Genomic DNA, 22,297 nt, shown 5'->3' with positions numbered 1-22,297 from the left:
GGGCGGCTGATCAGCCTTTGATCCCGCCGGCCATCACGCCGGCCAGAATGCGGCGCTGACCGAGGACGAAGACCAGGACGAGGGGCAGGCTGACCACGATCACGTCGGCGAAGACGTAGTTCCAGTTGGTCGAGTGGGAGTTCGAGCTGACGACGGCGAACAGGCCGAGCGGCAGCGTCTGCCGGCTCTCACCGCTGAGCAGGAAGGACGCGTAGAAGAAGTCGTTCCAGATGAAGACCCAGAGCACGATCCCGGCCGCGAACAGCACCGGCCCGAGCAACGGGAAGACGATGGTGGCGAAGATCCGCAGCCGCCCCGCACCTTCGAGCTGCGCGGCCTCTTCGAGTTCCCGCGGTACCGAGCGGACGAACCCGGTGATCAGGAAGATCGCCAGCGAGAGGTAGACCCCGGCGTACAGGCCGATGAGCGACAACCGGGTGCCCTGCAGACCTAGTTGCGCGTCGAGGTACACCGAGGTGATGACCGGCGCCGGTACCAGGATGCCGACGATGCTCGCGTAGAACAGGAGCCGGACCGGACGGGATGCACTGCGGGCGAACACCCACGCGGCCATCGATCCGGCGACCAGGATGAACGCGACCGATCCGGCGGTGATCAGCAGGCTGTTCAGCAGACCGACACCGGCACGGCCCTCGGTCAGCACGGTCCGGAAGTTGTCGATGAGCGCCCAGTCGTGGGGCAACCCGAATCCCGGAGTCCGTGCCTCGGCGAACGGCTTGGCCGCGTTCACCAGCACCATCCACAGCGGTACGCCGATCACCAGGGCGGCGGCCACCGACAGGACGACGTACTTGATCGTCCTCATGCGTCGACCTCCCGGCGCCGGAGTGTCAGCAGCAGCGGGAACGCGACGGCGCAGACCAGGAGCAGAAGCAGGAGGCCCATCGAGATCGAGTAGCCGTAGTACCCCTGCGCGTACTGCTGCTGGATGAACATGTTGAGTACCTGCGTCGAGTCGCCCGGGCCGCCGTTCGTCATCGCGAAGACGATGTCGAAGGTGTTGAACGCGCCGATCAGCGTGGTGACGAAGTTGAAGGTGATGGCCGGTGCGAGCAGTGGCAGCTGAACGGACCGGATGATCCGCCATCGGCTCGCTCCGTCGGTGCGGGCGCTCTCCAGCAGTTCGCCGGGGATCGCGTTCAGGCCGGCGATGTAGACGAGCATGTTGACGCCCATGAACTTCCAGGCGTTGACGAGTGCGACCACCACGATCGTCCAGGTGGTGCTGCCGAGCCATGAGACCTCGATCCCGGCGGCCCGGTTCAGTGGTCCGTCATCCGCGAGCAAGGCCTTGAAGACGTAACCGGCCGCCAGCGGTGAGATCAGTACCGGCAGGAAGAACGCCGCACGGAAGAAGGCGTGGATCCGGCTCGGCTTCTCGAGGGCAAACGCGAGCAGGAGCCCGGCCAGATTCTGCGCCATCATCACGACCACCGCGTAGATCACGGTCACCCGCAGACCGGTGCTCAGGGCACCTTCCTGGAGCAGCTCGCGAAAATTCGCCAGCCCGGTGAACGCGATCGTGCCCTTGTACGCCGACCAGTCGGTGAACGCGAGTGCGAAGTTCAGCAGGTTGGGGATCAGGTAGAACACGGCCACCACGACGAGCGCGGGCAGCAGGAAGCCCGCCGTACCGGCTCGGGCTCTGAGCGAGGTGGTCATCAGAATCCGGTCAGTCCTGCCGTCTTGGCACTCTTCGCCCAGGCGGCCTGCAGATCCGCGGCGACCTGCTCGGGAGTCGACGAGCCGTTGATCAGCTTGCTCAGGTAGGTCGGGAAGGGGCCGAAGTCGGCCGCGAACAACTGCGGATAGCTGGTGCCGTCACTCTCCAGTGCCGCGTACGCCGCCTGGGTCGCGGCCGGGACCTCGGGTGGAGTGGTGAAGCCGGTCAGTGCCGGTGCCTGTTTCTGGACGTCGACGAAGTGCAGATAGCCCGCACCCGACGCGAACTTGAGGAACGCTGCGGCCGCTTGCTCCTGCTTTTCGTTGCCGGTTCGCGGCATCTGGACCGAGAACGTCGTGGAGTACGCCGCTGTCGGGCTGGTCGTGGACAGCGCCTGCCAGCCCATCTTCTGATTCATCGTCGTGACACCGACCGACTTCACGAAGTCAGAGCTGATCCAAGTGCCCTGCGGGAGCATCGCGACCTGACCGGCGGCGAACTTCTCCTGCTGCTCGGCGTACGTTCCCGTCTTCAGGTTGCTGTTGAAGCATCCCTCGGTCACGAGCGACTTGTAGGCCTTCAATGCGTCGACGATGGCTGGGTCGGTCCACTGGGCTTGGTTGTCGTTGAGCTTGTCCTGCAACCCGGCCTTCATCGCATCGGTCCACAGCATGAACGGGAGGATCTGCGTCGTCCACTGATCCCCGCCCGCGTCGTACAGGGGTGTCACGCCGGGGTGCTGTTGCTTGATCGTCTTGCAGGCGTTGACGAGTTCGGTGAGGTTGGTCGGAGGCTTCTCGACCAGTTGCTTGTTGTACCAGAGGCCGAAGACGCTCGGCGGCTCCAGACTGAGACCATAGTTCTTGCCGTCCAGTACGGCGGCGGTCTTGGCCAGCCCGAAGCGCTGCTTGGCCACGAAGTCCTGGCCGGTCAGGTCGTACAGGTTCTTCGCCGGGTCGAGGCGGCGCATGAAGCTGGCGGTCGACTGGAAGATCATCAGGTCGGGCCGGGTTCCGGTCGCCCACTTGGTCAGCAGGTTCGACTCGTACGGGTCGGGGAAGATCTCCGGCCGGATCTTCGCCCCGGTCGCCTGCTCGAAGTCGGCGAACAAGGTCTTGTAGCCGGCCTGCAGGGTGTTCGACTGCCAGACCGTCAGGGTCACGCCGTTCAGGTCGGTGGCCGCCTGCGGGAAGCTCCGGCTCTCGGTCTTGGTCATCGGGTTGCCGCAGCTCGCCAGAACGGTGGTGGCAAGGAGGAGGCTGAGGATCGTGCGTTTCATCGAGGTTCTCCTTCTCGAACGAACAGCCAGTCGCCGGGGCCGACGCGATAGCTCGCCGGTCCGATCGGCTCGGCGTCCTGCGGGGCGGTGATGCTTCCTGTGTGCGGTAGATGGATGACCGCGGGGCGGTCGGTGCGGACCTCGAGCTGGAAGCGGTTGCCGGTGAGGTGCCAGGCGGATCTGACGCCCCGGTGTTCCGCCTCCACCCAGGTCAGGTCGCCGGCAACGATGGGGCGGATGACGAGTTCGGCCGCCGTGAACTGGAGACCGGCCAGATGCTGCGTGAACCAGTCGTCGACGACACCGAGCATGAAGTGGTTGTGCGAGCCGTGGCCGTTCCAGTACTCCGGGAGGGACGTCGTACCGAGGGTCGTCAGGTGGGCGTACCCCGGGTAGCCGGGAGCGGTGACCAGGTCCCAGATGACGTCGTGGCGACCGCCCTCGGCGAGGACCCGGAGGACCGGGCCGAGCCCGATCTCGCCGACGGTGAGGTGGTTGCCCTGCGCAATGATGTCGTCGACCAGGTCTTGCAGGACCGCGGTGCGGGAGGATGCCGGTACCACACCGAGTTCGAGCGCCAGCGCGCGTGCGGCCTGGGTGTTGTAGCGGGGGAAAGCGCGTTGGAAGGCTTCGGAGATCCGAGCGCTCAGTTCCTTGTACGGCGTTGCGTCCTCCTGCAGGACTGTCGCGATCTCGTGCAGCGTCTGCACCGCCCGCAGGTAGCCGAAGGTGGCGGTGAGCTGGATCGGCGTGGACTCGTCGAAGGCGCCCCAGTCGCCGAGACCGTGGTCGAGCAGGTGGCCCTTCGCCTTGCTGGTCAGGTAATCGACGTACCGGACCATCGCGGGGAAATGCTCGCGCAGGGTGTCGACGTCGCCGTACTGGCGGTAGAGCAGCCAGGGGGCGAGGACGAGGGCACTGCCCCAGTTCGGGTCGTCGCGGAAGCCGCCCTCGAAGACGGTGTACTCCGGGGCGATGTCCGGGACCAGGCCGTCGGCGGTCTGCGCCTCGGCGACGACTTTGAGCAATTCACGGTAGTAGTCGGCGACGTCGTACCCGAAGGCGATCGGGCCGAAGACGAGGTGGATCTCCTCGAGCCAGCCGAGCTTCTCGCGGTGTGGGCAGTCGGTGAGGACCGAGTACATGTTGGACTGGACGGCTCGGTCGATCAGCGTGTGCAGGGTGGTGATCAGCGGGTTGGAGCAGGCGAAGCGGCCGACCTGTCGGTTCGCGGTGCGCAGGACCAGACCTTCGATCGTGTCCAGGCGCGGCGGGTGGGGGAGGCCGTCGACCTGGAGGTAGCGCAGGCCGTGATAGCGGAACTTCGGGTGCCAGGTCTCGGTGCCGGTGCCGGCCAGCGTGTAGGTGTCCCAGATCGGGCCGCCGGTGCCGTCGGGGGTCTGGCGCACGTAACCGTGCTCGTCGAGGACCTCGCCGGGGCGCATGGTGATCGTGGTTCCGCGCGGGCCTTCGACGGTGAGCCGTTGCCAGCCGGCGAAGTTGATGCCGAGGTCGAAGACGTAGGTGCCTGGCTCGGGCTCGGTGATCGCTTGGCTGGTGAGGGTTTCGACGAGCTCGATGGCCGGGGCGGTGGTCGCGGAGAGCGCGGGTCCGTCGGTCGTGATTGCGTCTCGCCATCCGTAGAGGTTGCGGGTGGCGTCACAGTCTTCACCGCCGTACCAGCTGGAGAAGGTGGTACGGCCGAGAGCGGTCCGCCAGGCGAGGTCGTGGACGGCGCCGTCGATGCGGAGTTCGGCGTACAGGCGGGGTGGGCCGTCGGAGCGGGTGAGTTTCTGGTACCGGTCGGGGGTCAGCGGGACGTGGGCCATGCCGGGGCCGACCTCGACGGTGATCGTGTTCTCGCCGGGCCAGAGCGCGGCGGTGATGTCGTAGTCGCGGTAGACCACGCGGCGGGAGAAGTCGGTGTACGGCGGTTCGAGGACGGCCGCGCCGACCGGGCGGCCGTTGACCTCTGCGTCGTACACCCCGCGGGCAGTCAGGCGAAGGACGGCGTGGGTGGGCAGGGTACCGACGGTGAACGTCGTCCGGAAGATCGGGAGCGCGGCCGGCGTACTGCCGGGCTGTTCCCAGTCGTGGTTGCCGATCCAGTGAGTCACCCAAGGATCGTGCGCTGCCACGGACACGCCCAGATAGGCCCGGATGAACCGCTACTTGGACGAAACTAACCCCGAGGGAGGTGGACGCCGTGGCTGAACTGCCGGTTGCTCTCGAGAGTGGCCTGATCTTCTTCACCGAAGAGATCACCGCCGGAGCCGGGCGGCACCTGCATCTGGACAGCCACCCGGTACACACCCACAGCTTCATCGAGATCTTCACCGTCGTGGGCGGTACCGGCACCCATCTGTCGCCGCTCGGAACCCAGGTGCTGACCGTGGGCGACGTCGTACTGACGCGTCCCGGGGCCTGGCACGCGTTGGAGAACTGCCACGAGTTGGAGGTCTTCAACTGCGGGTTCGCGCCGGAGATGCTGCGGCGGGAGCTGGCGTGGATGCGTGAGGATCCGCTGCTGTCGTACCTGTTGTTCGAGGGGCCTTACACGCCTGGACATCAGGGAACGCTGGCCCTGCATCTCGAACCGGCTGTGCTGGCCGAGTACGTCGCCCACCTGGAGCCGTTGTCCGATCTGCGGCCACCGCGGACCGAGCGGTACCGCGCCGACGTGATCGGTCGGCTGTCGCTCGGGCTCGGACTGCTGGCCCGGGCGGCCGGTGAGGCGAAGTTCGGGACCGAATCGCCACTGCGGTTCACACATCCCGCCGTACTGCAGGCGATCCGGATGCTGGAGGCCGACGTGACGCGCGCGTGGACGCTGCAGGACCTGGCCGATGCGTGTCACCTCGCCCCGAACTACCTGATCAGGTTGTTCAAGACGAACACCGGCCTGCCACCGCTTGCGTACCTGGCTCACCACCGCGCCGAGACCGCCGCCATCCTCCTCGGCACCACCGACCACCCGATCTCCTCGATCGGCGCCGCCGTCGGCTGGCCCGACCAGAGTCACTTCACCCGCCGCTTCAAGGCCTACTACGGCGTCAACCCGACGACCTACCGCCGGCAGCGCTCGCTTCCGTGACCGGTTCGGTGGCCCGGGCGGCGAGCAGGCCGCCGATACCTGGGATCAGCGAGAGCAGCCAGATGCGATGCCGACCTTTCGCAGTCAGTACGGCGATGATGACGGTGCTCGTGTAGGCCAGGCCGTGGAGCGGGCCGAGTGCGCTGGAGATCGCTGGGTGATGGATCGTTGCGAGATTCGCCAGTAGCAGGATCAACGTGGCGAGCTCGAAGGTGCCGATGACATGCATGAGGCGGCGCGGGTTCACAGCCCGGCTCCGGTGGTCGAGCCCGGGCGATAGATCATCAGTACGACGACGATCGCCCAGAGCAGGTTGAAGATCCCGGTCTGCATCCCGAGCCGCCGGCCGGCTGCTGTGTCATGGAGGTCCGTGAGCAGCCGGCGCTGGCCGGGCAGGATCAGCCCGATCAGTACGGCGGCAGCGATCGCGGTGAGAATCATCGACACGATCAGCCACGTATCCCCGAGAACCCCGAGCCGCGCCCCGGTCGCCAGCCCGAACACCGGCACGAAGATCGCGATCACGCTGTAAACCCGCGTGATCCGATGCAGCACAGCGACCGCCGCCCCCTTCCGCACGTCATCAGGATCCTCAGCCGCACCACGCACCGCCGGCGCAAACATGCTCGCCGCAATCGCCACCGGACCAATGGCCAGAATCGCAGCGAGCACATGAACCGACAACAAGAACGCCGTCACACGCATACCTTTCTCAGGGGAGGTTCGCCTGCACATCCTCGGCCCGGCACCGCCCCACCACCACTGGCGATCCAGACACAAACCACCTGAATCTGGCCACCCACGAACCCCTCCGACCGCCCGCACCGCCACAACCTTGAGCACAGACCACCACCCGCGCCCTCGAACCTGGTCGACCGGCGCCCAAGGTCCCACAGCCAAGCAACCTTGAGCCCACTTCGACCGTTTCGGTGAGGTGTCAGATAGCTGATGCGTGCTCAAGGTGGCTGCGGTCCTGCGATCTCGGGTTCGCAGGCTGTCCCGCGCGTTATCCGATGGATTTTCGTCACCGAGTCCCCAAAATCCTTCGGATAGCGCAGATCTCCAGCCTCACGCACCCCAGCCACAGCCCGTCAGCCCCAGGCAGCGTGGAGCCGCGGTCGCCGGCCTCGCCATCCGGCCTAGCCATCTGCTCGGTGCACCCTCTGGTTTTGTCGGCCGCCTTTGGCGGTCGAGTGGGCTGAGGCCCGAAAGTTCTCGGCCGGGGACGTGCGCTGTGGCTGATCGCCGCGTCCGGCCGATCTGAAAGACAGCGTGGCTGGGCGCCGCGGTGGCTGGGCCGGATGGCGAGGTCGGCGACCGAGCTCCACGTTGCCTGGGGTTGCCGGGCTGTGGTTGCTGCACAGAAAAGACACCAACCGCCAGCTGCCCCACCCCTCACCTCACCCCACCAGCACTTCACCCCAGCCCGCACCTCACCTCACGCAGCCCCACCCCACGCACCCCCGCGCCTGCACGTACGCCCATGTCACCTCGCACCCGCGCACGCAGCTGCACGTAGGCCACCCCGCACCTCGCCCCACCAGCACTTCACCCCAGCCCGCACCTCACCTCACCTCACGCACCCCCGCACCTGCACGTACGCCCATGTCACCTCGCACCCGCGCACGCACCTGCACGTACGCCACCCCGCACCTCACCCCACCCCGCACCCGCGCGTGCACCTCGCACCCGCACCTGCACGCAGGCCCACGTCACCCCGCACCTGCGCGTGCACCTCGCACCTGCACGCACCCCGCTCCCACGCGTGCACCTCGCACCCGCACGCACCCCGCTCCCACGCATGCACCCGCAAACCCACGTCACCCCGCACCTCACCACACCCCGCACCCGCGCGTGCACCTCGCACCCGCACCTGCACGCAGGCCCACGTCACCCCGCACCTGCGCGTGCACACCCACGTCACCCCGCACTCGCGCGCCAACGTCGCCTCGCACCTGCGCGCGCACCTGCACGCAGGCTCACGTCGCCGCGCACCCGCGCATGCACTCCGCACCGCGCCTGCGCGCAGGCCCACGTCACCCCACGCTTCCCGCACGGCACCTCGCCCCGCGCCCACGCCAACCTTGAGGTGCGTCCGAGGTCGGTTGCTTGGGTGGGGCGGGGTGGGTGGGGATTTAGCGGAGGACGGGGCCGGGGGTTTGGTGTTCTCGGCCGGGCCAGATGGCGAAGGTGGCGGCCTCGCTGAGTTGTACGGCGTTGGCTGACCAGCGGCCTGGCCGGGTGGCAGGTCGGGTGGCAGGTTGGGATGGGGTGGCTGTGGCTTGCGTGCGGATCACATGGGGGTGGTCGCGATCGTCGGTGGGGGTGGGTGGTCTTGGGTGGGGTGATTTTTGGTGGGGTGGTGGGGTTGCCCAGGCGGGTTGGGAGACGCGCACTTCACCGTCGACGATGGTGATCTTCCAGTGGCCCAGGTGCAGGTCGCTGTGGTGGCGCCTGCAGAGCAGCACGAGGTTGTGTATGGCGGTGGGCCCGCCGTCGATCCATGAGGTGAGGTGGTGGGCGTCGCACATGACCGGTGGTGCGCCGCATACGACGCAGCCTTTGTCGCGGTGATTGAGGGCGCGGCGCATGCCGCGGGTGATGAGGCGTTCGGCGCGGCCGACGTCGAGTGGTTCGGACTTCGAGCCGAGGACGAGGGGGATGATCTTGGCGTCGCAGGCGAGTCGCCGGATCGTGGCGGCGGACAACCGATCGCCGTACACGAGTCCGCCGGTGGCGTTGGCGGTGGCGGCCTTCAGATCCTCGAAGTCGATGGTGACGGTGATGTTCGCCTTCGCTCCGAACCCAGGCACCCACCCCGCACCCCGACTCCCAGCACTCGCAACAGAACCCGCAGGTCGTGCACCACTCGAAAAGCCCGCCAGCACGGCCGTCTCCTCCAGCCCCGGGAGGGCCACCGACTCAGCAGGAGCATCGACTCCCACCGAATCTGCACCCGCAGCCGCCTCGCCGCCACCGTCCACATCACCGGCTGCCTCCGCGTCCACGTCCGCGCCTGCGAAGTCACCGGCAGTCTCCGCGTCCACGTGAGCGCTGGCGAAATCATCACCTGCTTCCGCGTGCATGTCAGCGCCTGCGAAGTCGCCGTCCGCCTCCGCGTCCGCGTGAGCGCCTGCGAAGTCACCGGCAGTCTCCGCGTCCGCGTGAGCGCTGGCGAAATCACCATCTGCTTCCGCGTGCATGTCAGCGCCCGCGAAGTCACCGTCCGCCTCCGCGTTCAGGTGAGCGTTGGGGAGGCCACCGGCTGCCCGTGGGGCTGTGTGAGTGCTGGGGAGGTCGCCGGGTGCGTCCGGGGTCGCGTTGGTGCTGGCGAAGTTACTGGCTGCCTCGGCGTTCGCGTCAGGGGCGGCGAAATTGCCGTCTGGCTTCGGGGGGACCTTGGCACCCGCACCCGCACCCGCACCCGCGGGTGCGGCTGTGGTAGAAGCGGTGGGTGGCTCGTTGTGGGGGGTGGGGGCTGGTGGTCGGGGGAGGCCGGCGTCGGTGGCGGCGGCTGCGATGGCGAGGGCTGCGGACAGGGCGTCGGCTTGGCGCTTTTCGCGGGGGCGGGGATCGGGGTCGCCGTTGGGGGTTTTGTGTGGGCGGGCTCCGGTGACGACTGCTGACCTCAGCGCTTCGGCGTTCTCGTTGGCCAGGTAGCCGCGGAACTTCACGCCCTGCGGAGCGTTGACGAGTGTCAGCGACTCTCGCTCGTAGGCCTTGCTCTCGTCGGGCTCGGGACCGTCGACGTCCACCACGTCACAGATCTCCCGCGCGGACTTGCGCAACTCGGCAAGCGGCAAGCGGGCGGCCAGCTTCACCAGCTCGGCCTCGGCCACGTCCAGGACCTCGACCGGCACCCTCGAGCGGATCCGCTCCAGCTCTGACACGATCGCCCAGGCCTGCTCCGACCGCATCAGCCGCACAGCCACGTCATCACCAGCAGCAACATCCTCGGTGGAGTCGGGGTCCGGAGGTGGTAGCTCAATGCCGTCTGCCAACCCGCCCGCCACTGCCGCATACTTCGGCAACGCGCGGGCCAGCCGCCTGTCGCGCGACACCTGGGCACGATCCAGGCGATACCGTCGCGTCAGCAACTCGACAACGTCACGAGCACCGAGCTCCTCGGCGTACCCGGTCTCGTCGAGGCTGCCGACGAGCTCCAGCCACCGGGTCTGCAGACGAGCGAACTCAGCATCGAGCCCGTCGAGCTCAGCCAGCTTCTCGCTGCCGCTCATCGACCACACCGGCCGCTCGTCCAAGGCTTCCATGTCTCCAACTGTAGACACCCCCACCGACAGTTTTCAAAGCTGAGAACGCCTTATTTTCAACGGATTTCAGCACCCATCGCCGTACACAACTTATCCACAGGGCGCGATGGAACGAGTAGTTGCTGGTAGCAACAGTGTGGACCGGCGTCCGGTGCCGTCTAATCTGGGCAGATGCAACTGGTTGCTGTTCTGGCGTTGGAAGACGTGATTGCTGCCGACCTGGCCACTCCCGTGGAGCTGTTCGGGCAGGTGCGGCTGCCTGATGGGGGTGCGGGGTATCGCGTGGTGGTGGCCGGGGCGGAGTCATCGGTCGGGGCCGGGCCGCTGCGGATCATGCCGGGGGCCGGGCTCGACATCCTCGAGCGCGCGGACCTGATCGTCGTACCGGGGCGCAACGATTCGACGGCCCGTACGGCGCCGGAAATCCTGACCGCACTTCGTGCCGCGGCGGATCGGGGTGCGCGGTTGGCGTCGATCTGTGTGGGGGCGTTCAGCTTGGCCGAGGCCGGGTTGCTGGACGGGAAGGTCGTGACGACCCATTGGCTCGCCGCTGATCGGCTGGCGCGGGAGTACCCGTTGGCCGACGTCGATCCGGATGTTCTCTACACGGACAACGGATCGATCCTGACCTCGGCCGGAGCGTCCGCGGGGATCGACATGTGCCTGCACGTGGTCGAGAACGACTACGGCGTCGCGGTCGCGGCGGATGCGGCGCGGTTGGCAGTGGCGCCGTTGCATCGCACGGGTGGGCAGGCGCAGTACATCCTGCGCAACCGGCCGACGCAGCATACGGCGAATCTGGAGCGCGTCCTGGAGTGGATCGAGGAGAATGCTCATCGTCGGCTGACTCTTGCCGACATCGGTGCGGCTGCGGGGATGAGCGTGCGCACGCTGGCGCGACGGTTCACCGAGGAGACCGGGCAGAGTCCGATCCAGTGGCTGACCGGTGTCCGGATCAGGCATGCCCAGGAGCTCCTCGAGACCACCGGCTACACCGTCGAGCGGATCGCGGACAAGGTCGGCTTCCCGACCGCAAGCAACTTCCGGGCACTCTTCGCACAGACGGTCGGAGTCACCCCAGGCGCCTACCGCCGCACCTTCCGCCCGGCAGCGTTGAGCCGCTCGTGATCGGCGAATTCGTGGGGTGGCCGCGGAGCGCGTTCGACGTGTTGCTGCAGCTCGAGGGGGAGCCTTCGGTCGAGGTGCGTCGGCAGTGCCGGCGGGACCGTGAAGAGCTGGTACGCCGGCCGATGATCGAACTGCTCGATGCGGTGGCCGAGGCAGACCCGGCGTACGAGGACTTCTCCGTCTGGGGGTACGGCGGGGTCATGCTGGCGGCATGGCAACATCAGAGTGCGATTGTGCGGCTGGCCCGGAACGTCGAGCTGGGCGTTCGGTTCGATCTCGACGGTCTGGAGGTCGGCGTGGCGTGGTGGTATGCGCCGGCCGAGCAGATCGAGCGATACCGGGCCGCCGTGGCGGAGCCCGGGTCCGGGCGGCGGTTGACCGGTATCGTGCGGAAGCTCGAGCGGGAGGGCTTCGGTATCTCGGGTGAACTGCTGAAGCGGCCGTTGCGTGGCTATCCGGCTGACCATCCGCGGGCGGAGTTGTTGCGGCATCGGTCAGTGATCGCACGACGGCCGCTCGGGTGTGAGGACTGGATCCACACGGCGGCAGCGGCCGACCAGGTGCTCCGCGCGTTCACTCAGCTGCGCCCGCTCGACGCTGGCTGCTCGAGAACGTGTCACCCGCCGACGCAACCGATCCCGGCCACCGATTGTCGTGAGGGTGACAAGACGAACTCGGAGGGCTGATGGACGACGAGCGGCTGCGGGAGCTGTACGAGGGCTGCTACGGGCGGTTGATCGGGCAGATGTTCGCCGTCTGCGGTGATCTGGCCGAGGCGGAGGACGTTGTCCAGGAGGCTTTCGTCAAGGCGCTGACGAAGCGGCGGCAGCTCGGGCAGGTGGACAACCCGGAGGCCTGGTTGCGCACGATCGCGCTGAATCTCGCTCGGAACAGGTTCCGCCGGACGGTAAGGCTTCGGCAGCTTCTGCGGCTGCAGCCGCAGTCGGTGAGCCTGCCCGGTCTGTCGCCGGACCGGATCGCTCTGCTCGATGCGCTGCGGCAGCTACCGCTGGAGCAACGCGAGACGCTCGCGTTACGGCACATCGCCGACCTGTCGGTCCGGGAGATCGCCGAAACGCTCGGCATCGCGGAGGGAACCGTGAAGGCCCGGCTGAGCCGCGGCCGGCAGCGGCTGGCTCCCCTCGTCCACGAGTTCGCCGACGAGCCCCAGACGGAGGAGCACCATGTCTGAACTGAAGGATCTGGCCTGGCAGGCACAGAGCCGGTCCCCGGCACCCGAACTCGAAACCCTGCTGAAGCGAAGCCGGATCCGGCTGTGGCGCCGCCGTGTCCTGGCGATCGCGACCGGTGTCGCGGCGATCGCCGTACCGGTCGGCGTGCTGGTCAACCAGCGGCCGGACGCCGCCCCCGAACCAGCGGCTACGCAGGTGCGGCCGGCGTCGGGCCGCGAACTCGCGCACTCCGCGGACGCTGAGCTGACCAGGTTCTACCCGCTCCCCGGCGGCAACTGGGTCGCGGTCTGGAACCGGTGCCGTCAGCCGGATCCCGCTCAGCCGTCGGCTTGCTGGTCCACCCTGGCCTGGAGGTCCGCGACCGGCGTCGAGTTCACCGAACCGGCCGACAACTTCCCGTGGCTGGATCCGTACGGCGACCTGGTCTACGGCTTCCGGAACGTCCACGACGACCCGAAGAACCGCCGGCTGATCACCATCGAGAACGGCCGCCCGGTCGAGCATCCGCTCACGGTCGCCGGGACCACCAGCACGATCGGCGACGGTCTCCTGCTCACCACCGGCGGCCCGCTGCTCGTCGTCGACCCGCGGACGGGCAGCGCTCGGGCGCTGCAGTTGCCCGCCGACCTGCGGAACCCGGATCGCTTCTTCCGCGACCGGACCGGACGCTGGTGGCTGGCTAAGAAGGGGCTGCTGGCCTGGACCGCGGACGGCGGCCGCACCTGGACCCGCCGCCCGATCACGCAGAGCCAGTACCTGGCCTCCGGTTTCAGCCCTGACGGCCGCACGATCCTGCTCCAGGAGCAGTCGAGTGAGACCGAGGGGCCGGGCGAGTATCTGCGATCCCGGGACGGCGGCCGGACCTGGACCACGATCCCGGAGCCGGGCAAGCGGGTACTCGGATTCGATGCCGTGTTCGACGACGGCACTGCCCTGGTCACCGACAAGACCTACCGGACCACGGTGATGACGTCGCTGCTGCGGATAGCTCCCGATGGCTCCGTCGGCACCGAAGTCCAGACGCCGTACGCGCTGAGCTCGATCGCCACCCTGGGAGACCAGGTCACCGGCCTTGTCGAAGGCCCCGCCATCACCTCACCGAGCCCGGTCCCCACCACGACACCCACCCCGCTGCCGCCCCGCACCGAACCGGTCCACAACGTTGCCATCAGCAACAACCAGGGCCGGACCTGGCAGCTCCTGGAACCCCGCTAGGGCCACGCGCCGGCCGGCTACTTTCGACTACCAAGGATGTCCGGAAGTTCGACGGCCGGCGGGCGGTTTCTGGCTAGCGTCGGGGGCATGGGATATTCCAGGCGGCAGATGTTGGGAATCGTGCCGGCGGCGGCAGCGTCCGCGGCGTGGCCGGGGGTGGCGGCGGCTGTGCGGCCGGATGGTGGGGCGGTGCTGATCCGGGACGTTCGCGTCTTTGACGGCCGGCGGATGCTGGATGGTCGGCGGTCGGTTCTGATCCGGGATGGGCTGATCGCTGCGATCGGCGACCGCGGACTAGCCAGCGAAGATGCGGCAGTGGTTGATGGTCGGGGTGGGACGTTGCTGCCTGGGCTGATCGACAGTCATGTGCATACGTTCGAGGGCAGTTCGGCGGATGCGCTGCGGTTCGGGGTGACGACCGAGCTGGAGATGTTCGGCGAGCCTGGTCAGCTTGCGGTGGCGAAGCGGCGGCGCCGGTCGCGGAAGCGGGTGCCGGCGGCCGACCTCTGGTCAGCGGGGAACGGCGTGACCGTACCGGGTGGGCATCCGGTCAACCCGGGGTACGAGTTCCCGCGGGTCTTGCCCGAGACAGATCTGGATCGCTTCGTCGCCGACCGGCTGACGGAAGGGTCGGACTACCTCAAGTTCGTGTACGAGCCGGGCGATCCGCCGGACCGGCCGCTGCCGTCGCTGACGCTTGAGCAGGTGACCGGGACGATCCGCGCGGCGCATCGACGAGGGCGGCTCGCGGTCGGGCATGTGGAGAAACTCAAGCTGTACGTCGAGGCTGTCCTGGCCGGGGCCGACGGGATCGTGCATGTGCCCTACAACGCGGTGGCCAGTGCCGCCGAGGTCGAGACGATCCGGCAGACCGGCAGTTTCGCCGTACCAACGCTCTCGGTCGTCGACTGGGGTCTCGGCGCGAAGTCGCTTCTCGCCGACGACCGGATCACCCCTTGGCTGAGCCCGACTCAGCAATACCTGCTCTCCCAGGACCCGCCGGACCGTCCCGGCCGACCGGACTTCCTCGGCATCGCCTCAGCCAACGTACGTCGCTTCCACGCGGCAGGTATCCCAGTCCTCGCCGGTGCCGACGCCCCGGTCCGCGCGAACGTGAGTGGTGCCAGCCTGTTCACCGAGCTCGAGCACTTGGTCCGAGCCGGTCTCACACCGGCCGAGGCCCTCACCGCCGCAACCGCCGCACCGGCCCGTCACTTCCGCCTCACCGACCGCGGCCGCATCACCCCGGGCCGCCGCGCCGACCTCATCCTCACCACGGCCGACCCGACCCAGGACATCACCAACCTCCGCACCCTCCACACCATCTGGAAGAACGGCCATCAGGTCGACCGCACGCCACCCCCGGAGGAGGCTTAGCGGGCGGCGAGCATCTCGAGGTAGTGCGGGTTGTAGAACAGGCCGAGCCGATTGCCGAACGGGTCGATGACCGACGCGGTGAAGTAGCCCGATCCGGTACCGCCCTGCTCGGTGATCGGCTCATGCTCGGTGGCGCCCATCGCGAGCACTTTCTGTAGCGTCGCACCGAGATCGTCAACGTGCCAAGCGACGGCCGCTCCACTGCCGGGAGCGGCGGCGGGCACGTAGCGCCGGTCGATGAAGCCGAGCTCGACCTGGTCGTCGCCGAACCGGAACTCGATGTAGCCCAGTCGCATCGCCGCGTCGCACTCCGCGCAGTGGTCGACGCCGAATGCCCGCGATCCACAGGTCTCGCACTCGTAGGCACGGAAGTACGGCTCGACGCCCAGTAGTTCGGCGTACCAGCGCGCAGCCGCATCCAGGTCGTCGGCAGCGAACCCGACAGTGCACACGCCTCGAAGCATGATCGTCCCTTTCCGGAAGATGCTGATACCACCATCATCCGGTCAGTAGCGGTCAGGTTCTGTCCTCACGGCTTCGATTTGGTACGGCGTTCCAGCGCGTCGATGACGGTGGGGCAGACGTCGAGGTCGTAGAGCCTCTCGATGCTCTGGAGGCCGCCGGGGCTCTCCGCGTTGATCTCGACCACCTTGCTGCCGATCACGTCGATGCCGACGAAGAACATGCCGTCGGCAACGAGTTTCTCGCTCATCGCTTCGATGATGTCCCGTTCGGTGTCGCCGATCTCGAGCGCGACGGGGTGCCCGCCGGTGCTGATGTTGGCGCGGGGGTCGTTCCCGGTCGGGACCCGGCGGAAGGCGGCCGGTTTGCCGTCGCACTCGAGCAGCCGGCCCTCGAGCAGGAAGATCCGGGCGTCGCCGTCCTCACCGCCCTCGACGAACTCCTGGGCGATCGCATAACCGTCCTCGAGCACCGCCTCCGTCATCTGGGCGAGGTTCGCCTCGCCCTGGCCCTCGATCATGAACACGTTCCGGCCCTTGGATCCGTACAGCGGCTTGACCACGCAGTGGCCGACCTCAGCGGCGAATCGTTCGATCGCCTCGGGGTCGCGGGTGACCAGTGACCGGGGCCGGATCTTGGCCGGGAACTCCTCGAGGTAGAGCTTGCTCGTGGCGCGGCCGAGCGCCGAGGGGTTGTTCACCACTGTCACGCCGCGAGCCTCGAGCAGCTGGCCGAAGATCACGCCCAGTGGGCTCGCCCACGACCGGTCCCGCAGGTCGTCGATCGACTCGTTGCGCAGGAACAGGGCGCCGAGCTCGTCCAGCACGATCCGCTCGGCGTCGCGCTCCTTGATGCGCTCCATGAACGTCTCGAGGGTGTCGCCCTCCTGAAACTCCGCGGCACGCGCCCGGGCCGTCAGCTCCCCGTCACCCGGGCCGGCGTCGACGTCACCGACTCCGACGTACCAAACCTCATGACCACCCTGTACGGCGGCTCTGGCGAGGCGCGTGGTCGTGTATTCGTCGATCTCGGTCGGGACATCGTTGACGAAGAAGGCCAGTCTCATGACGCAACTCCCTCGTACAGGTCGGTGACCGAAACCCCGGCGCGCAGCCTGTCCAGGCGCTCCTGAGCGCCGGGCACCTCCAGCCACCGCGGCCGGACCCAGGGCGCTTCGAGGACGCCGCGGTCGAGCAGGTCCTGGATCAGCGGGACGTGGTCCAGGGCGAGTTTGCCGACGAAGAGCACGTCGAGGCTGTTGCCTTCAGCAAGCGTTTCGAGGATGCGGGTGATGCCGCGCAGGTAGATCGCGTCCTTCACCGAACCGCCACCGACGACGACCCGGGTCGCGATCGACCAGGCCGTCTTGGGCGGGATTCGGTGGTCCGTCCGGAGCGATTCGAAGATGTCCAGGAACTCCACGCCGTCAAGCATCTTGCCGACGGCAACCACTCGGGCCGCGAGCACCCGCAGCCGCCGGGGGTCCAGCCCGCCGACCAGGTATTCGGCGAGGACAGCAAGACCCTCTTGCGTCTCGTCGTACCCAGGCAGCCCGATCTTCAGCATGGTCAGCGGTTGCCGGGCGCCGTTCTGATAGGTGACGACATGGGTTCCGACCTCGTGGTGCAGCAGGGGTTCGACGCGGTCCGCCCGGATTGCGGCAGTCTCGGGGATGAGCAGCCGGCCGAACGAGACCATCAGCTCGGACACGTCCTCACGCACCTCGACGTACGCCGGGAAGTCCGGATAGACGGCCTGGTACCGATCGAACTCCTCCTGAGCCGCCTGCGCGAACGCACCCGCCGTGACGCTGCGGCCACTGGGAGCCTGCGGCGGAATGAGCTCGAGCAACTCCTCCGCCGTGGCGGCGAGCGACGGCGAAACCTCGCCGTACAGCTGTAGTGATCCATACACGAATCGTGACGTGTCGCGGTCCTCCAGGATCGTGATCTCGCGCGCGATCTCGTCCCGCTTCGCCCGGAAGAGCGTGTGCAGCGCGGGATCGTCGACCTTCTCGATCTCGAGGTCGTACAACTCACGCCGTACCAGGTCGGGCTCGAACTCCAGCGGCCGGAGCCGCAGCGTAGGCGCCGACCCGAAGTCTCCCCGTTCGAAGTCCACCCACGCCTCCGCCGTGTTGACCGGCGTCAGATTGAGCAACAGATCCAGCCTCCGCTCGATCGCCGTCAGTTCACCGTCAATCTCAACAGCCGCCCCCAGCCGCTGATCCGAAGAAGTCATCCACCGCCCGTACCCACCAACAACCACCGACAACCTGATCAGGCGGTCATGAGAAAACGTTTTGTTTAATTACGTTCGATTGTGTGCTCAGTCCGAGAGGAGCGCTGACAGCTGGGGGGAGTAGGCGCGGTGGAGGACGAGGGCCGCGCCGCCGACGACGGCGGCGTCGGCGCCCAGGGGGGACAGGACTACGTCGACGCCTCGGATGTGCCTGGACATGGCTCGGGTGGCGACCGCTTGGCGGGCGGTTTCGGCGTAGCGGTCGCCGATATGGCGGATGCCGTGGCCGCCGAGGACGACCAGGTCCACGTCGGTCACGTTGACGACGTTGACGACCGTGCTGGCGACGTAGTCGGCCGCCTGGGCCAGAACGCCGGCGGCCAGCGGGTCATTGGCCACGGCCGCGTCGTGGATCGCCGAGATGTCGACGGTGGCGGGAGCGATGCGGAACCGCTCGGCCAGCGTGCTCGGACTGCCGGCGATGAGCCTGCGGTGGGTCTCGGCGACGATCGCGGCCGGGCGGGCCACGGTCTCCAGGCAACCCCGGTTGCCGCAGTAGCACTCCAGCCCGTCCGGTACGACGGACGTGTGGCCGAACTCGGCTGCGTTGAACGATCCACCTCGGTACACCTGCTGGTTCAGGATCAGGCCGCCGCCGATGCCGGTACCGAAGAAGAAGTACGCGAAGTTGGCGACGCTGCGGCCGGCTCCGGCCCAGCGCTCGCCGATGGCGGCGGCGGAGGCGTCGTTGTCCAGGGTCACGGTCATGCCGGTGGCGTCGCTCAGCAGCTGCTTGATCGGGACGCGGTTCCAGTGCGCCAACTGCGGTGGCGAAACCACCGTCCCGTGTTCCTGGTCGATCGGCCCTGGACTGGCCAGTCCCAGCCCGAGGACCCGGTCGGGACGGACCGCAGCCAGCCCGAGAACCTCCTGGACCAGGCTCGCCATCGACGCGATGACCTCGTCCGGATCTGCGCCGCCCGGCGTCGGGAGCCGCTTGGTGACCAGTGGCCGGCCGCGCAGGTCCACGGCGACGCAGGCGAGCTCCGCCGGGTCGAAGTGCAGCCCGATCGCGCACCCGGCGTCGGCATTGATGCGCAGGATGGTGCGCGGCTTGCCGGAGCTGTTCACCCGGCTGGCGCCGTCCTCCCGCACGATGCCCTCGTCGAGCAGCCGGCGGACGATCCCCGACACGGCCTGGGGAGTGAGGCCGGTGTGCTGGGCGATCTCCTGCCGGCTGATGCCGTCGGCCCGCTGGATCTGCTCCAGCACCACCGCCTGGTTGTACCGCCCGACCTTGGGGAGGTTCGTACCCGCTTGTCGCACCCGTTGCCTCCAGATCACTGATCGGGGCCAGTCTCCCGCAGAGTGTTGACGAAGTAAATCAATTGGATTTACTGTCCTCGCCAGGATGAGCTCGCGACACCCAGAAGTCCCGGAGACAGTGATGCCAATGCAAAGCCCTGCCCTGTGAGCGCCGCTCCGGTGCTGCTCGAGATGCGCTCGATCACCAAGACGTTCCCTGGTGTGAAGGCGCTGGCCGACGTGAACCTGGTGGTGCGCGAGGGCGAGATCCATGCCATCTGCGGGGAGAACGGCGCCGGGAAGTCGACGCTGATGAAGGTGCTCAGCGGCGTCTACCCGTACGGCGACTACAGCGGCGAGATCCGGTACCGGGGCGAGGAGGCCCGGTTCGGCGACATCCGGGCCAGCGAGAACTCCGGGATCGTGATCATCCACCAGGAGCTGGCGCTGATTCCCGGGATGTCGATCACCGAGAACATCTTCCTCGGCAACGAGCCGCGCAAGGGCCTGGCCATCGACTGGAAGACCGCTCAGCGGCGCGCGCTGGAGCTGATGAAGCTGGTCGGCCTCCGGGAGGACCCGGACACGCTGATCAAGGACATCGGCGTCGGCAAGCAGCAGCTGATCGAGATCGCCAAGGCGTTCGCGAAGGACGTCAAGCTGCTGATCCTGGACGAGCCGACCGCCGCGCTGAACGAGTCCGACTCGCAGCAGCTGCTGGACCTGCTGCGCGAGTTCAAGACGCAGGGCATCACCTCGATCATCATTTCGCACAAGCTGAACGAGATCGAGGCGATCGCCGACTCGATCACCATCCTGCGCGACGGGAAGACGATCGAGACGCTCGACGTCAAGGCCGACGGGGTGAACGAGGACCGGATCGTGCGCGGCATGGTGGGCCGCGACATGAGCAGCCGGTTCCCCGACTACACCCCGGACGTCGGCGAGGTCTTCTTCGAGGTCCGGGACTGGACGGTGCGGCATCCGATCGCCCATGACCGGCTGGTGTGCAAGCAGGCGAGCTTCTCGGTACGGCGCGGTGAGGTGGTCGGATTCGCCGGGCTGATGGGTGCCGGGCGGACCGAGCTCGCGATGAGCCTGTTCGGCCGGTCCTACGGCACCTGGCTGAGCGGCCAGGTCTTCAAGGACGGCCGGGAGATCCAGCTGCGGACGGTCTCGGAGGCGATCGGGAACGGCCTGGCCTACGTGAGCGAGGACCGCAAGGCGATCGGTCTCAACCTGCTCGACGACATCAAGACCTCGATCGTGGCGGCCAAGCCGGCCAAGATCGCGCGGCACGGTGTCATCGACGAGGTGGCCGAGCACCGGGTCGCCGAGGAGTACCGGCAGGAGCTGCGGATCAAGACACCGTCGGTCGACGAGGGTATCTCGAAGCTGTCCGGTGGTAACCAGCAGAAGGTCGTCCTGGCCAAGTGGATGTTCACCGACCCGGACCTGCTGATCCTCGACGAGCCGACCCGCGGGATCGACGTCGGGGCCAAGTTCGAGATCTACGGGATCATTCACCGGCTCGCCGCACAGGGCAAGGGCGTCGTGGTGATCTCCTCGGAGCTCCCGGAGCTGATCGGCCTGTGCGACCGGATCTACACGGTGTTCGAGGGCACGATCACCGGTGAGGTCGCCCGCGCGGACGCCGATCCCGAACGCCTGATGAAGCAGATGACCACTACGAAGAAGATGCCGGTGTGATGAGCGGACTCCAAGACCTCAAGAAGAACCTCTTCGGAGGGACCACCTCTGTCGGCCGCCAGTTCGGCATGATCTTCACCCTGGTGGCGATCGTCCTGCTGTTCCAGGTGCTGACCGACGGACTCACGCTGACGTCGGGCAACCTGATCGCGGTGGTCAGTCAGTACTCCTACATCCTGATCCTCGCGATCGGGATGCTGATGGTGATCGTTGCCGGGCACATCGACCTGTCGGTCGGGTCGGTCGCCGCGTTCGTCGGGATCGTGGTCGCCAAGGCGATCCAGAACTTCGACGTACCGTGGCCGCTCGGGATCGTGCTGGGCCTGGTGGTCGGCGCGCTCATCGGTGCCTGGCAAGGCTTCTGGGTCGCCTACATCGGCGTACCGGCGTTCATCGTGACGCTGGCCGGCATGTTGCTGTTCCGCGGTGGCAACCAGTTCATCGGCAACGCCGACACCGTTCCGGTCCCGGAGGGCTTCCGCACGATCGGCGCGGGCTATCTGCCTGAGGTCGGTCCGGCCACCGGCTACAACAACCTGACGCTGCTGCTCGGCCTGATCGGTTGCCTGGCCGTGGCGTGGCGCGAGTGGCAGGCCCGGAAGACCCGGCAGGAGATGGGTGCCGAGCCCGCTCCGCTGTGGATCTCCGGTGTGCGGCTCGCCGTGATGGTGGGCGTCATCATCTTCGCCACCCTGCGGTTCGCCGGTGGACGGGTCGGCACCAGCCTGCCGGTGTCGGGCATCATCCTGATCGGCCTGGTGCTCATCTACTCGTTCTACACGCGCAACACGGTTTCCGGCCGGCGGATCTACGCGGTCGGCGGCAACGCGCGCGCCGCGGAGCTGTCCGGCGTGAAGCTGCAGCGGGTCAACTTCTTCGTGATGACCAACATGGGGATCCTCGCCGCCCTGGCCGGCATGATCTTCGTCGCGCGGTCGGCGGCCTCCGGCCCGCAGGACGGTCTGAGCTGGGAGCTCGACGCGATCGCGGCTGTGTTCATCGGCGGCGCCGCGGTCTCCGGCGGTCTGGGGACCGTCAGCGGCTCGATCGTCGGCGGTCTGGTGATGGCCCTGCTCAACAACGGCCTGCAGCTGATGGGCGTCGGCGTTGACCTGGTCCAGATGATCAAGGGCCTGGTGCTGCTGTTCGCCGTCGCGCTCGATGTCTACAACAAGAGCCAGGGACGGTTCTCCGTCATCGACTCGATCACCCGTCCGTTCCGGCGGGAGGGACCGCCCGCCGCGCCGGTCCCGGCCGATGTGCCCCGGCCGAGCGACAAGACCCCGGCCGCCAGCTGAGGTAGCCAACCGCCCGCGAACGCGGACGGCCCACGAAAGG

Annotated in this window: 19 protein-coding genes; 8 read left to right on the top strand and 11 right to left on the bottom strand. The window is 67.8% G+C overall.

Annotated features, from left to right (window positions below):
* Nucleotides 1-10 precede the first annotated feature (10 nt).
* Genes ACFCV3_RS12230 through ACFCV3_RS12215 form a run of 4 tightly spaced genes read right to left on the bottom strand, consistent with a single transcriptional unit; the run spans nt 11 to nt 5,080 of the window.
* A complete protein-coding gene (locus ACFCV3_RS12230; RefSeq protein WP_376029284.1) occupies nt 11-826 on the bottom strand; it encodes a carbohydrate ABC transporter permease in 816 nt (271 codons plus the stop codon).
* Nucleotides 823-1,683 (bottom strand): carbohydrate ABC transporter permease, encoded by an 861-nt coding sequence (locus ACFCV3_RS12225; protein ID WP_376029281.1) that lies wholly within the window; start codon nt 1,681-1,683, stop codon nt 823-825. Before ACFCV3_RS12225 ends, ACFCV3_RS12230 begins: the two co-directional genes overlap by 4 nt.
* Nucleotides 1,683-2,963 (bottom strand): ABC transporter substrate-binding protein, encoded by a 1,281-nt coding sequence (locus tag ACFCV3_RS12220; protein WP_376029278.1) that lies wholly within the window; start codon nt 2,961-2,963, stop codon nt 1,683-1,685. The genes ACFCV3_RS12225 and ACFCV3_RS12220 overlap by 1 nt, the downstream gene beginning before the upstream one ends.
* Nucleotides 2,960-5,080 (bottom strand): family 78 glycoside hydrolase catalytic domain, encoded by a 2,121-nt coding sequence (locus tag ACFCV3_RS12215; RefSeq protein ID WP_376029276.1) that lies wholly within the window; start codon nt 5,078-5,080, stop codon nt 2,960-2,962. The genes ACFCV3_RS12220 and ACFCV3_RS12215 overlap by 4 nt, the downstream gene beginning before the upstream one ends.
* 89 nt (nt 5,081-5,169) lie before the next feature.
* Here ACFCV3_RS12215 and ACFCV3_RS12210 point away from each other — a divergent pair, with 89 nt between their 5' ends.
* Nucleotides 5,170-6,057 (top strand): AraC family transcriptional regulator, encoded by an 888-nt coding sequence (locus tag ACFCV3_RS12210; RefSeq protein ID WP_376029273.1) that lies wholly within the window; start codon nt 5,170-5,172, stop codon nt 6,055-6,057.
* On the opposite strand, the gene ACFCV3_RS12205 is transcribed toward ACFCV3_RS12210, so the two are convergent.
* The 3 genes from ACFCV3_RS12205 to ACFCV3_RS12195 all read right to left on the bottom strand — a co-directional run bounded on the left by ACFCV3_RS12205 (nt 6,017) and on the right by ACFCV3_RS12195 (nt 10,328).
* Entirely contained in the window at nt 6,017-6,304 is a 288-nt protein-coding gene (locus tag ACFCV3_RS12205; protein ID WP_376029272.1) for a hypothetical protein, read from the bottom strand. The genes ACFCV3_RS12210 and ACFCV3_RS12205 overlap by 41 nt on opposite strands.
* Nucleotides 6,301-6,762, bottom strand: a complete 462-nt coding sequence (locus ACFCV3_RS12200; protein ID WP_376029270.1) for a hypothetical protein — start codon at nt 6,760-6,762, stop codon at nt 6,301-6,303. Before ACFCV3_RS12200 ends, ACFCV3_RS12205 begins: the two co-directional genes overlap by 4 nt.
* A gap of 1,430 nt (nt 6,763-8,192) precedes the next feature.
* Nucleotides 8,193-10,328: a DUF222 domain-containing protein gene (locus ACFCV3_RS12195; RefSeq protein ID WP_376029267.1), complete on the bottom strand. Its 2,136-nt coding sequence runs from the start codon at nt 10,326-10,328 to the stop codon at nt 8,193-8,195.
* Nucleotides 10,329-10,499: 171 nt separating this feature from the next.
* On the opposite strand from ACFCV3_RS12195, the gene ACFCV3_RS12190 reads away from it, so the two are divergent.
* From ACFCV3_RS12190 to ACFCV3_RS12170, 5 genes are all read left to right on the top strand, one after another.
* Nucleotides 10,500-11,456 (top strand): GlxA family transcriptional regulator, encoded by a 957-nt coding sequence (locus ACFCV3_RS12190; RefSeq protein ID WP_376029264.1) that lies wholly within the window; start codon nt 10,500-10,502, stop codon nt 11,454-11,456.
* Nucleotides 11,453-12,142 carry a DUF2461 family protein gene (locus ACFCV3_RS12185; RefSeq protein ID WP_376029262.1) on the top strand — a complete coding sequence of 230 codons (690 nt, stop codon included), beginning with the start codon at nt 11,453-11,455 and terminating at the stop codon, nt 12,140-12,142. The genes ACFCV3_RS12190 and ACFCV3_RS12185 overlap by 4 nt, the downstream gene beginning before the upstream one ends.
* Complete coding sequence (locus ACFCV3_RS12180; RefSeq protein WP_376029260.1) at nt 12,142-12,648, top strand: RNA polymerase sigma factor; 507 nt, start codon at nt 12,142-12,144, stop codon at nt 12,646-12,648. The genes ACFCV3_RS12185 and ACFCV3_RS12180 overlap by 1 nt, the downstream gene beginning before the upstream one ends.
* On the top strand, nt 12,641-13,864 hold the full coding sequence (locus ACFCV3_RS12175; protein WP_376029258.1) for a hypothetical protein: 1,224 nt from the start codon (nt 12,641-12,643) through the stop codon (nt 13,862-13,864). Before ACFCV3_RS12180 ends, ACFCV3_RS12175 begins: the two co-directional genes overlap by 8 nt.
* Before the next feature lie 87 nt (nt 13,865-13,951).
* Complete coding sequence (locus ACFCV3_RS12170) at nt 13,952-15,241, top strand: amidohydrolase family protein (protein ID WP_376029255.1); 1,290 nt, start codon at nt 13,952-13,954, stop codon at nt 15,239-15,241.
* On the opposite strand, the gene ACFCV3_RS12165 is transcribed toward ACFCV3_RS12170, so the two are convergent.
* The 4 genes from ACFCV3_RS12165 to ACFCV3_RS12150 all read right to left on the bottom strand — a co-directional run bounded on the left by ACFCV3_RS12165 (nt 15,238) and on the right by ACFCV3_RS12150 (nt 19,270).
* On the bottom strand, nt 15,238-15,693 hold the full coding sequence (locus tag ACFCV3_RS12165) for a VOC family protein (RefSeq protein WP_376029253.1): 456 nt from the start codon (nt 15,691-15,693) through the stop codon (nt 15,238-15,240). The two genes, ACFCV3_RS12170 and ACFCV3_RS12165, sit on opposite strands and share 4 nt — an antisense overlap.
* Before the next feature lie 77 nt (nt 15,694-15,770).
* Nucleotides 15,771-16,769, bottom strand: coding sequence for a glutathione synthase (locus ACFCV3_RS12160; RefSeq protein WP_376029251.1), 999 nt, complete (start codon nt 16,767-16,769; stop codon nt 15,771-15,773).
* Nucleotides 16,766-17,944, bottom strand: coding sequence for a flavohemoglobin expression-modulating QEGLA motif protein (locus ACFCV3_RS12155; RefSeq protein ID WP_376029248.1), 1,179 nt, complete (start codon nt 17,942-17,944; stop codon nt 16,766-16,768). Before ACFCV3_RS12155 ends, ACFCV3_RS12160 begins: the two co-directional genes overlap by 4 nt.
* A gap of 87 nt (nt 17,945-18,031) precedes the next feature.
* Nucleotides 18,032-19,270: an ROK family transcriptional regulator gene (locus tag ACFCV3_RS12150; RefSeq protein WP_376029245.1), complete on the bottom strand. Its 1,239-nt coding sequence runs from the start codon at nt 19,268-19,270 to the stop codon at nt 18,032-18,034.
* Between the two features lie 144 nt (nt 19,271-19,414).
* Between ACFCV3_RS12150 and mmsA the strand changes: the two genes are divergently transcribed.
* Both mmsA and mmsB read left to right on the top strand, forming a co-directional pair.
* Entirely contained in the window at nt 19,415-20,959 is a 1,545-nt protein-coding gene (mmsA, locus tag ACFCV3_RS12145; protein WP_376029242.1) for a multiple monosaccharide ABC transporter ATP-binding protein, read from the top strand.
* A complete protein-coding gene (gene mmsB, locus ACFCV3_RS12140; RefSeq protein ID WP_376029239.1) occupies nt 20,959-22,257 on the top strand; it encodes a multiple monosaccharide ABC transporter permease in 1,299 nt (432 codons plus the stop codon). The genes mmsA and mmsB overlap by 1 nt, the downstream gene beginning before the upstream one ends.
* The last annotated feature ends 40 nt before the right edge of the window (nt 22,258-22,297 follow it).

The organism is Kribbella sp. NPDC056345 (genome assembly GCF_042262745.1).
Classification (GTDB): Bacteria; Actinomycetota; Actinomycetes; order Propionibacteriales; family Kribbellaceae; genus Kribbella.
The sequence above is the reverse complement of the archived record's forward strand: the minus strand, read 5'-3'. Positions and strand labels throughout refer to the sequence as shown.